The sequence below is a fragment of the Gemmatimonadaceae bacterium genome, from assembly GCA_020852815.1.
Taxonomy (GTDB): Bacteria; Gemmatimonadota; Gemmatimonadetes; order Gemmatimonadales; family Gemmatimonadaceae; genus SCN-70-22.
The window spans coordinates 85,864-97,833 of the sequence record JADZAN010000033.1; the positions used below are offsets into that span (position 1 = coordinate 85,864).

Sequence of the window (11,970 nt, forward strand, 5' to 3'; positions counted from 1 at the left end):
CTCAGCGATCGCCGGTGCCGTCCACGGCGCGCGAACGATCGCGCTGACGCCGCAGCCATTGCAGCTGCTGACCCAGCGACAACCCCTCGAGCGGCACCAGCACCGTGCGCCCCTCCAGCTGCAAGTAGTCGAGCAGATACTCGCGCGACCGCGCATTGGCCAGCAGGAGGATGCGCTCCACCCCCGTCAGGCGCGGCGCGAGCTGCTCGATCACCAGCGCGGTCCAGGTCCGTCGCGCCGCCGTGTCCTTGCGGCCAATCACCGACGTCACTGGCGTGATGACCGCATCCGGCTCGACCACGCCATGCCCCGCCGAGAGCAGGAGCCACCGCCCCGCCTCACGATTGGCGTAGGTGCACAGCTCACGGAAGAGTGGCGAGGTGAAGTGATCGCGGGCACGTGACGGGTGGGAGAGGGCCGGCCCGGTGCATGAGACGAGCGCCAACGTCCTCGGGTCGCCCCGGCCGTTGGGTGGCCCGACGGGTGCAGGTGCAGCTGCAGGCGCGGTAGCAAGGGCAGGTGCAGGCGCAGGTGCAGCCGCCGGTGCAGGCGGGTGGGCGTCGTGGGCGTCTTTGGCGCTGGGCGACGATGCGCGCGGGAGTGAGTCGTTATGCAAGATGCGGTGGACTGGGGGGGGGTCCGTCAGGCGCACGCAAGTTGCCCTCACCCCCCACCGGTTGTACAGGTCACACATCACGACGCCCTCGTGAGGCAGTCGGCGCAACGGCCTATCGCGCTTGCCGTGGCGATTGTGCCTGTGCGCCGTTGCGCGCTACACTTGCAGGCAGGCCGCGCTCACTCGGTGCGCGGCAGATCAGGTCGGTCACTGCGTCGGAGGACCCTCTCATGTTCAACACGATCGACTCCTTCCTGGCATCCTGGCACCACGAAAGCGACGACACACAGCGCGTGCTCGATGGCCTCACCGATGCCTCGCTCGCCACGTCGGCCGCCGCCGACGGCCGCACCATCGGACGCCTGGCGTGGCACATTGCGCAGACAATACCGGAGATGATGTCGAGGACCGGGCTCCACCTGTCGGGCGTCGGTGAACACGAACCGGTCCCGGCCAGTGCCGCCGCCATCGCCGCCGGTTATCGCGCCGTCGCCGCCTCGCTCGCCGAGCAGCTGCGCGCCACGTGGACCGACGCCACGCTGCAACAGAAGGACATGATGTACGGAGAGGAATGGACGCGCGCCCACACGCTCGCGGCGCTCGTCATGCACCAGGCGCATCACCGCGGCCAACTCACCATCCTGATGCGCATCGCCGGCCTGCGGGTCCCGGGGATCTACGGCCCCGCGCGCGAGGACTGGTCACAAATGGGCATGGCCCCCCCACCCGTCTGACGTGGCAGAAAGTTCCGCCTCTCGCCAACGGCGCCTAACGGCGCCGTTGGCATTCCCGTCCCCCGCCCGCACTTCCCCCTCACGGCAGGACCTTCCTCGCCCCTGCCATTCGAACTCGCTCCGCCCCCACATACCCCTCCACCTCGCGTAACAGCGCCTGCGCGTCGAACACCTCGCCGTCCTTGATGGTCCACGCCACGCCGCCGCTCTTCCACTGCTGGTCGCGGGGCACGAGTCCGTATACGCCGTAGCCGCGACCGTACATCACCTTGAAGTTCTCGATCGGGTTCCCGTTGATCACGGCAAGGTCGGCGGCGCATCCCACGCGGATCCCGCACACCCGCTCCATGCCTAACGCCTTGGTGGCGTTGGTCGTCGCGACGCGGATCACGTCGATGGGATGAAGCCCCGCTTCCTGCAACAGTTCCAGCTCGCGAATGAGGGCGATCCCGCCGATCCCCGGTTCGTCGCTCCCCGCGGTGAGCAGCCCGCCGCGAGCGTGGAACTCCTTGATCCACTTCATCCAGATCCCGAAGTTGCGCTTCCAGTTGATCTCGTCGGCGGTGGACCACTCGCGCTTGAAGGCGCCATGGATGGTCGAGTCCGGGCCCGCCGCGACCTCGCTGGGGTGCACCAGCGTCTCGCGCACTGGCATCCCCAACTTGCGCCACACGTCGCGGTTGTCCTCGTACGTCGCCATGGTCGGGTCCCAATTGGTCCCGTTCCTGATCATCTGGTCGATGACCTTGGACAAGCGCTCCGGTTCCTTGTCGGCCTCCGCCCACAGGTTGCCGGCAAATCGAAAGCGGTCGAGCTCATCCCAGTAGTTGTAGTCGGCGGGGAAGTTCTGCGACCCCTTCAGCGCCGCGTCGGGGATCCCATACCAGTGCTCGATCGAACGCACGCCAGCGTTGGAGGCGACGAGGGCATCGGTTTCCGACACCTTGAGGTCGACCATCGTGTACATCCCCAGCTTCTTCCCTTCGTCGGCGGCGGCCTCCATCACGTCGGGGTAGTGCCCCGGGCTCTTGGAGATCTTGATGCAGTCGGCGCCTAACGCCTTGAACTCGCGCACCATCGCGCGCGCCTTCTCCGGCGTGTTGCCGACGTCCCACCTCCGCAGCGGGAGCGGCCAGCGCTGGCAGAGCACCAGGCGCGGCGCGATGAGCGAGTGCGCCGCGCTCTGGTCACGTTGCGCCACCATCAGCTTGAGCCCGGCTCCCGTCCCCGCGTCGCGCACGGTGGTAATGCCGTGGCCCAGGTACAGGCGATACGCATAGTCCAGCCCGCGCGCCCCCATCTCCGACCTGGGCGGCGGGAGGTGCGCGTGCATCTCGACCAGCCCGGGAATCACGTACTTCCCCTTGGCATCGATCACCACGTCACCCGTGGGGCGCTGGTAGTCCGCGCCGTTCCCCGCCGTGTTCACCGCGTCCTGCAGGACGACGTCGGTGATGATCCCGTTCTCGATGATGATGTCGACCGGCCCCTCGGGCGGCATTCCGCGGTTGGTCCCCGGCGAGCCGCGCCCGCTGACGATCGTCGCGTTGCGAATGACCAGTCGATTGGCGCGCACACCCCGCGTGGTGCCCAGGGCGAGCGTTGTCGGTCCATTGTTGGGGACGACAATGTTCTCGCGCGACTGTGCGCTCGCCAGCACCGGCGCGACCAGCGCCTCCGTCGCGCCCACAGCAGCGATCAACAGCCACGACGACGTTCGGGAGGAAACGAGCCAGCTGGACATGAAGAGCGACGGTGAGAGGTGCGAGGGGCGACACGCATACGCCCCACCATCCTACGCCTCCCGATGACGAGACGTAAGCATCATCGCCTTCCCATGTACCTCCGCCCCCCCCCGTGCGTCCCCCGCGTTGAAGGCTTTTCATCATCACGAACGACGCAGCACGCACGGGCGGTACGGTTACAGCGCTCGCACGACCCAATCCCTCCTTACGCGACGCCCGCGCCGTGCGTTGGGAACCCACCCATCCGGGCGGTCGCTTCATGGAGAAAACGTTTGCGGTCGTCCCGCGATCCTTGCGGGGATTCGCACCCGCCCGCATAGTCCCCGCGCTTCCGGGCCATCCCTGCCATGCGTCGTTAGGGCGAGGCGACGGCGATCGGAGGCCGGCCGCGCGGCCGACCATATCATACCTCACCTCCAAGAGGTGTCATGTCGCCACACTCGTCATCCCTCGGTCCAACGTCCATCACACGCCGCCGTGTCGCCGCGCTGGCGGCGGTCGCCATGGCGACGCTACTCGGCGCATCCGAAGGCGTCGCCCAGGGCAGCACCGGTACCGTCGCCGGTGTGGTCGCCGATTCCGCCACCAAGGCACCGCTCAGCGGCGTCGAGGTCATCGTCTCCGGTGAAGGGGCCGCAGGCACGCGGAGCACCCGCACCGCCGTCAACGGACGCTACTCCATCACCGGCGTCCCCGCGGGGCAGGTCATGGTCAGCGTGCGCCTGGTGGGCTACGCCCCGCGCGCATTGCGCCTGACGGTGCGCACCGGCGAGACCGCCACCGCCGATTTCGCCCTCCCGGCCCAGACCGCCCGCCTCGACCAAGTGGTCATCACCGGTACCGGCGGCGTGGCACAGCGGCGCGCGGTGGGCAACGTCATCGAGTCGATCGATGCCAAGGAGGTGATGGCGAACGCGGCGCCGCGCTCCGTGCAGGACCTCATCGGCGCGCGCACCCCGGGACTCATCGTCCTCCCCGCGGCGGGCCAGGTCGGCGTCGGCGCCCAGCTCCGCGTGCGAGGCGTCGGGTCGCTCTCGCTCACCAACGACCCCATCATCTACATAGATGGCGTGCGCATGGATGCCTCGCCCGCGCGCGGCCCCGTGCAACGCGGAGGCGGCGGCGCCTCGCGCCTCAACGACATCAACCCCGAGGACATCCAGTCCATCGAGGTCATCAAGGGGCCGGCCGCCTCCACGCTCTACGGCACCGAGGCCTCGAACGGCGTCATCCAGATCATCACGAAGCGCGGTCGCACCGGGAAGCCGCAGTTCAACTTCACGACGCGACAAGGCGCCAACTGGCTCCAGAATCCCGAGGGACGTGCCGGGCTCCTCTACGGACGCGACCCCACGTCGCAGCAGATCATCTCGTTCAACCTCTATCGCAACGAGATCGAGAACGGCAAGGGCCCGATCTTCACCACCGGCCGGAACCAGGGCTACAACGCCTCGCTTGCCGGCGGTACCGACGCCAATCGCTACTTCATTGCCGCCGGGTGGGATCACGATGTGGGCGTCGTCCCGTGGAACTGGGACAAGAAGTTCAGCGCCCGCGCCAACCTCGACGTTCTCGCCAGCAACAACTTCCGCCTGCAGGGGAGCATTGGCCACATCCGTGACCGCGTGCGCCTTGCGCAGCAGGCCATCGACATCGACCCGTTTTCGCAGCTGCGCTGGGGGACGCCGCTCACCAAGAGCACGGGGAAGCGCGGCTTCCTGAACTCGCCGCCCGAGGAGTGGTCGACCGCCGAGGCACATGCCGACAACGATCGCACCACCATGAGCCTCACCAGCGAGTACTCGCCGATGAGCTGGTTCTCCAACCGCCTCGTTGTCGGCCTCGACGTGGGATCGGAGAACAACTGGACGCTCTATCGCCGCCAACCGTTAGGCTCGCTCGACTTCCTCGGGCAGAACGGACTCGGCGCCAAGAACGCCGCGCGCACCTCGCGCTCGTTCCTCACGCTCGACTATGCCGGCAACGTGAAGTGGGGCTTTGGTGAGAACCTGCGCCTGACGTCGTCGGTCGGGCTGCAGGCGTACCGCCAGGAGATCAGCACCATCGGCGCGACGGCCAATACCTTCCCGGCCATTCCCATCACGACCATCACCGGCGGCGCCACGCGCGCCGGCACCGAGGACTACCTCGCCAATGCAACTGTGGGGATGTTCCTCCAGCAGCAGGTGGCGTGGAACAACCGCGTCTTCGTCACCGCCGCCATCCGTGGCGACGACAACAGCGCCTTCGGCGAGGAGTTCTCGGCGGCGTATTATCCCAAGCTCTCGGCCTCGTGGGTCATCAGCGAAGAGCCGTGGTTCAAGCTCCCCTTCCTGGGTGAGACCCGCATTCGTGGCGCGTTAGGCGCCGCCGGGACGCAGCCAGGGACGTTCGACGCTCCGCGGCTGTACGACCCGAGCGTTGGCTACCAGAACAACCCGGGGCTCATCCCCGGTTCGTATGGCAACCCGCAGCTCAAGCCCGAGCGCAGCCAGGAGCTGGAGCTGGGCTTCGAGACGACGCTGCTCAAGGGGCGCGCCGACATCTCCTATACGCACTACAACCGCAACATCACCGACGCCATCGTCAACGTCCCGATCCCGCCCTCGGTGGGCTTCCCCGGCTCACAGGTGGTCAATATCGGGAAGGTAAAGGGGTGGGGGCAGGAGCTTGCGGTGAACGTGCGCCTCATCGAGCGCAGCCGAGTGCAGTGGGAAGTGGGGACGCAGCTCGCCACGAACGGCAACCGCATCGAGGACATGGGTGGAACGCAGTTCCTCACCGTTGGCGGCGGCGGCCAGGCACAGAACCGCGTGGGCTACGGCATCGCCGACTTCTTCATGTACAAGCTCCGCAAGGCAACGATCGACGCCAACGGCAACGTGACGTCATCCACCTGCGATGGTGGGCGGGGGACGGGAGGCGTGGATCGCGGCGGCCCCGACACGCCGTGCTCGTCGGCCCCGCGCGTGTTCTGGGGACATTCGCAGCCCACGTGGCAGGTGGGGCTCAATACCTCGGTGGGGCTGTGGCAGAAGTTCCGTCTCTACGCCCGCGTCGACGGCAACGGCGGCCACATCCAGTCCAACACGGAAGTGCGTGCGTTGCACAACCAGGGTTCGACGCTCGCCGTCATCCAGCGCAACGACCCGTTCCTCCAGGTCTATCGCGCCATCGAGGCCGACGCCCCGGGGACGTATCGCGCCGGCTTCTTGCGGCTGCGCGAGGTGTCCGGCAGCTACAACCTGCCGCGGTCGCTCATGGGGCGCCTTGGCGTCTCCAGCGGGACACTCACCGTGGCCGGGCGCAACCTGATGATGTTGTGGACGCAGCAGGACGGCTGGTCGACGTCGCGCGATGGCCTGATCCACATCGGCATCGCCAACCAGGTCACGTGGGATCCCGAGATCCGCGCCGTCGGGCAGCTCTCCAACGGCTTCCAGACGATCATGCCGCCCACGGCCTCGTTCGTGACCACGCTGCGCCTCACCTTCTGATTCCGGAGTCCGCCATGCGAATGCACCCGATGAACGTTCGCGACCGGCGCGCCGTGAGCCGCCGCCGGATCGCCACCATGCTCGTAGCCCTCCTGCCGGCCAGCACGGCGGCTTGTGACAAACTCCTGAGTGTCGACAATCCCGGTCGCGTCCCCGACGCGGCGCTGGGCGACCCGGCGCTCATCCCCGCCCTCGAGGCGGCGTCGCTGCAGAGCTTCCAGTGCGCCTTCGGGCAGTGGGTGTCCACCGCCGGGATGCTCTCCGGCGAGTACTGGTCGGCCAACGGCTTCGTCGACAACCATCCGTGGGAGTGGCGCGGCGTGCAGGAGATCAAGAACGCGCCCGGTGCCTGCGCCGGCGCGCGCGGGACGACCGCGATGGGCTACTACACGCCCATGCAGCAGGCGCGCTTCCAGCTCGACGACACCTACGCGCGCGTGAGCGCCTTCAGCGATGCGCAGGTCGCCGGCCGCGCGAAGATCCAGGCGGAGATGCTCGCCTACGCGGGCTACACCTACACGATCCTCGGCGAGACGATGTGCGAGATGGCCGTCGCCAACGGCCCGAAGATGACTAAAGCCGAGGTGCTTGCCATCGCCGAGAAGCGCTTCACGGATGCCATCGCGGCGGCAACGACGGCCAACGATGCTTCGTTGCGCAACATGGCCTACGTGGGGCGTGCGCGCGTGCGCCTCGACCTCAACAACCTGAGTGGCGCGGCCTCCGACGCCACGCAGGTCCCGGCGGGTTTCGTGCGCAACGCCGAGTACTCCGAGACGACGCCGGCGCGCGAGAACCGCCTGTACAATCTCTCGGTGCGCAACGACTTCGTGTCGGTGACGCCTGCCTATCGAGGCCTCACGGTGGAGAATGGCGCCGCCGATCCGCGCGTGAAGGTCAACAACATGAACCGCATCGGCCCGGACAACAACACGGCCATCTGGCAGCAGCAGAAGTTCATCGGAAGCGGCGCGGTGTCGCTCCCGATTGCCAGTTACGCCGAGGCACAGCTGATCCTCGCCGAGGCGACGACCGGTCAGGCGCAGCTCGACGCGATCAACCGGGTGCGCGCCCTGAGCAACACACCGGCGCTGGTCCCGGCGCCGGGCGCCGACATGAACGCCATCGTCCTGGAGGAGCGCCGTCGCCAGCTGTTCAGCGAGGGGCACCGCTACGTCGACATGCTGCGCAAGGGGCTCCCCTTCCAGTCCGGTGTGAACCGCAAGGGGCAGACCTACAGCACGCTCACCTGCGTCCCGCTGCCTAACGTGGAGACCCAGAACAACCCCAACTTCAAGAGCTGACGTTTGCGTGTCGTTCCTGGCTTCGTGCATCTCCGGGTTGAAGGTCAGAAGCCTTCAACAAGGTCAACAGCCTTCAAGAAGGTCAGAAGCCTTCAACAAGGTCAACAGCCTTCAAACAAGGTCAAAAGCCTTCAACACGGAGGACGCACGGAGGAACGGAGGTGCACGGAGGAGATCCTTGGGCCTTCGGCGTTTGCGTGCGAGGGATCTGGTGCTGGGAGGGTGGGAGAAGGTCAGAAGCCTTCAACAAGGTCAAAAGCCTTCAACACGGAGGACACACGGAGGAACGGAGGTACACGGAGAAGAACGCTCTTCATGTTTCTGCCCGAGCGCTAACGCGCAATGGACTCAGACATGTCCTGATTGAAGTCCTCCGTGGACCTCCGTTCCTCCGTGCGTCCTCCGTGCTCAAAGGTCTTGATCTCCGCCCCCCCCGCGCGTGTTCAAATTGATCTCCGTTCCTCAATGAACCCGGCCGCCATTCCGCGCCACGCTCGCCTGAGGTAATGTCTGGGCTCTCGCCCCGGACCAGGATCGCCACATGCGCCCGCTCGTTCGTGTCGTCGCGCTTGTCGTCGCTGTAGCGACGAATGCCATCGTCGCCGTAGCGACGAATGCCATCGTCGCCGTAGCGACGAATGCCATCGTCGCCTCCCAAGCCCACGCCCAGCAACCCCCCGCCTGGGACGTCACGCAGCCGCGCGGCGCCACGCGTGAGATCGACTTCATCACGAGCGAGGGGACGTGGATGTCGGTCGACGTCTCGCCGGATGGGAGCTGGCTCGTCTTCGATCTCCTGGGGCACATCTACCGCGTGCCGACGAGCGGCGGGGAAGCGGTCGCGCTGACGCAATCGAGCGGGATTGCCATCAATGCCCACCCGCGCATCTCGCCCGACGGCTCGACGATCGCGTTCATCAGCGACCGCAGGGGCCAGAACAACCTGTGGGTGATGAATGCCGACGGCTCCAACCCGCGCGCCGTCTTCACCGAGCTGTACGTGCGCGCTTCCACGCCGGCGTGGACGCCGGACGGGCAGTACATCGTCGTCCAGCGCAACCAGCTGCCTAACGGCGGCGCCCCGGGGAGCGGCGGGATCTGGATGTACCACAAGGACGGGGGGAGCGGCGTCGAGCTCCTCGCGGGGAGCAGGCAGCCCGCGTCGTGGCCCTCGCTGTCGCGCGACGGGAAGTACCTCTACTTCCAGGTTCTCAACCAGGGGTCGTCGCTCGCCGGCTACTCCGGGCGCAACGACTTCCTGGCCGGCGCGGTGCAGGTGCGCCGCATGGAGATCCGCACCGGCGACATCTCCGCCGTGTCGTACGGCGAGCAGCAGCAGCAGGTGCAAGCCTCGTCAGGCGGGATGGGGGCCCCCGAAGTCTCGCCGGACGGCAAGTGGCTCGCTTTCGTCCGCCGCATCCCCGACGGGACGATCACCTGGAAGGGACACAGCTTCGGCCCACGCTCGGCGCTCTGGCTTCGCAACCTCGAGACGGGGAGCGAGCGCATGATCATGGATCCCGTCGAGCAGGACATCTTCGAGGGGATCAAGGTCCTGCGCAACTTCCCGGGCTACGCCTGGAGCCGCGACGGGGCGTCGATCTATCTCACGCAGGGCGGGAAGCTCCGCAAGCTCGATGTCGCCAGCAGCAACGTGACGACCATCCCGTTCACGGCGCGTGTCAAGCGCACCATCTCGCAGCTTGCCAACTTCCAGGTGCGCGATACCGCGGCGTCCTTCTCGAGTCGCTTCACGCGCTGGCAGAGCGCCTCACCCGATGGCAAGCGCCTCGCCTTCCAGGCCGTGGGGCGCATCTGGGTGATGGAGCTCCCCAACGGCGCCCCCAAGCGTGTCACGCCGGACTCCTTCACCCCGTTCGAGTACGCCCCCGCCTGGTCGCCGGACGGCGAGTGGCTCGCCTTCACCTCCTGGGACGACACCGTGAGTGCGCACCTGTGGAAGGTGCGTGCGGCTGGCGGGGCGCCCGAGCGCCTCACGCGCGACGCCGGCGAGTACATCCATCCGTCGTGGAGCCGCGACGGGAAGGAGATCGTCCTTGCCCGCGGCGCCGGCGAGTCGCGCCACGGGCGCGGTGTGGTCTGGAACCAGTTCTGGGACGTGGTGCGCGTGAGCAGCGCCGGCGTTGCGGCTGGCGGTGGTGAGGCGCGGTTCGTCGTGCGCGTCACCAACGCCCCCGACGCCAACGCCGGCTCATCCTTCAACTCCATCCGCAACCAGATCGTCCGCCCAGCCTATGGCCCCGACGGGCGCATCTTCTACCTGCACCTCACCAATACCGACCCCACCACCTCGAGCACGCTGTACTCGGTGCGCCCGGACGGGAGCGACCGGCGCGCGCACGTCGCCTTCCCGTTCGCCGACGAGGCCACGGTTTCACCTGACGGGAAGTGGCTCGCCTTCCAGGAGAGCGACAACGTCTGGGTCACACCCTTCCCGATCGAGGGGAGCGGCGGCGCCCCGGTCCGCGTCGATCGCAATCGCCCGAAACTCCCCGCCACGCGCCTCACCAGCACCGGCGGCCTCTTCCCCACGTGGCGCAACGCCACCACGCTCGACTACGGGAGCGCCGACACCTTCTTCTCGTACTCCGTCAGCAGCAAGCGCTCCGACACCACGCGTATTGCCCTCACCGTCCCGCGCGACATCCCCAACGGGACGGTCGCCTTCACCAACGCCCGCCTCGTCACGCTCAACAAGCGCGCCGTCGTCAACGGGACGCTCGTCGTGACGGGAAACCGGATCGTCTGCGTCGGCGCCTGCCGCATCCCCGCCGGTGCGCGTACCATCAACGCCAGCGGCAAGACGATCATCCCCGGCTTCATCGACGTCCACGCCCACAACTACCGCGAACATCGCGGCATCATCCCGCAGCACAACTACGAAGGGGCGATCTTCCTCAGCTACGGGATCACGACCACGATGGACCCCTCCATGTGGTCGCAGAACCTCTTTCCCACCGCCGAGCTGGTCGACGCGGGATTGCTCGTGGGTTCACGCGTCTACACCACCGGCGACCCGCTCTATGCCGGCGACGGCTCGCGCCAGGAGGACTTCTCGTCATATGAGCGCGCCGAGTGGGGAATCGCCAAGCTCAAGTCGTGGGGCGCCGTGAGCCTCAAGCAGTACCAGCAGCCGCGCCGTGACCAGCGCCAGTGGGTGATGGAAGCCGCCCGCAAGCTGCAAATCCAGGTCACCTCGGAGAATGGCGACCTGGAATACACGTTAGGCATGATCATGGACGGGCACACCGGCTTCGAGCACCCGCTCTCGTACACGCCGCTGTACTCGGACGTGACCACCTTCTTCGGCAAGGCGCAGGCGACCTATTCCCCCACCTTCATGGTCGGCGGCCCCGGCCCGTGGAACGAGGAGTACTGGTACCAGGAGACCGAGGCGTGGAAGGACGCCAAGACGCGACGCTTCCTCCCCTGGGTGCAATACATCCCACAAACGCGCCGCGTCATGAAGCGCCCCCTCACCGACTACTCGTTCGCCTGGATCGCCCAGGGACTGGCCGACATGATTGCGGCTGGCGGCTACGGCGCCATCGGCGCGCACGGACAGCACAACGGCCTGGGCTCCCACTGGGAGGTCTGGATGGCCGCCGCCGCGAACGGCAACATGGGGGCGCTCGAGATCGCTTCGCTCCACGGCGCCCGCTTCATTGGCCAGGAGCGCGAACTAGGCTCGCTCGAGGTCGGCAAGCTCGCCGACTTCATGATCCTGAACCGCGACCCGCTGCAGGACATCCGCGCCACCACCGACATCCAGTATGTAGTCAAGAACGGCGTCGTGTACGACGACGACACCCTCGACGAAGTCTGGCCGCGCCGCCGCCCCTATGGCCCCCTCTATTGGTTGCAGCCGGACATGCTGAGGAGCGGTCCCATTCCCCTGGACCGCAAGTAGCCGACTTCATTTCACGGGTACTGCGCTGCCGCTCCCGCGCGGAAACGCGGTAAGCCGCTGGCCAGAGTGGACGCCGCCGCTGCCGCGCATAGATTCGGCTCCCGAGGGCCCTCGCCGATCGGGAGTTGGGACGTCAACAGGGA

The 11,970-nt window shown here is 67.4% G+C and carries 6 protein-coding genes; 4 read left to right on the forward strand and 2 right to left on the reverse strand.

Annotation, left to right across the window (positions count from 1 at the left end):
- Position 1: 1 nt before the first annotated feature.
- Positions 2-445, reverse strand: coding sequence for a hypothetical protein (locus IT359_17255; protein ID MCC6930741.1), 444 nt, complete (start codon positions 443-445; stop codon positions 2-4).
- A 401-nt stretch (positions 446-846) separates the two neighbouring features.
- Between IT359_17255 and IT359_17260 the strand changes: the two genes are divergently transcribed.
- Positions 847-1,350 (forward strand): hypothetical protein, encoded by a 504-nt coding sequence (locus IT359_17260; protein MCC6930742.1) that lies wholly within the window; start codon positions 847-849, stop codon positions 1,348-1,350.
- 79 nt (positions 1,351-1,429) lie between these two features.
- Here the strand turns inward: IT359_17260 and IT359_17265 are convergent, their stop codons facing one another.
- Positions 1,430-3,094: an amidohydrolase family protein gene (locus tag IT359_17265; GenBank protein ID MCC6930743.1), complete on the reverse strand. Its 1,665-nt coding sequence runs from the start codon at positions 3,092-3,094 to the stop codon at positions 1,430-1,432.
- Between the two features lie 429 nt (positions 3,095-3,523).
- On the opposite strand from IT359_17265, the gene IT359_17270 reads away from it, so the two are divergent.
- The 3 genes from IT359_17270 to IT359_17280 all read left to right on the forward strand — a co-directional run bounded on the left by IT359_17270 (position 3,524) and on the right by IT359_17280 (position 11,827).
- A complete protein-coding gene (locus tag IT359_17270; protein ID MCC6930744.1) occupies positions 3,524-6,592 on the forward strand; it encodes a SusC/RagA family TonB-linked outer membrane protein in 3,069 nt (1,022 codons plus the stop codon).
- Positions 6,593-6,606: 14 nt separating this feature from the next.
- Complete coding sequence (locus IT359_17275; GenBank protein ID MCC6930745.1) at positions 6,607-7,896, forward strand: RagB/SusD family nutrient uptake outer membrane protein; 1,290 nt, start codon at positions 6,607-6,609, stop codon at positions 7,894-7,896.
- Positions 7,897-8,437: 541 nt separating this feature from the next.
- Positions 8,438-11,827 (forward strand): PD40 domain-containing protein, encoded by a 3,390-nt coding sequence (locus IT359_17280; GenBank protein ID MCC6930746.1) that lies wholly within the window; start codon positions 8,438-8,440, stop codon positions 11,825-11,827.
- Positions 11,828-11,970 lie beyond the last annotated feature (143 nt).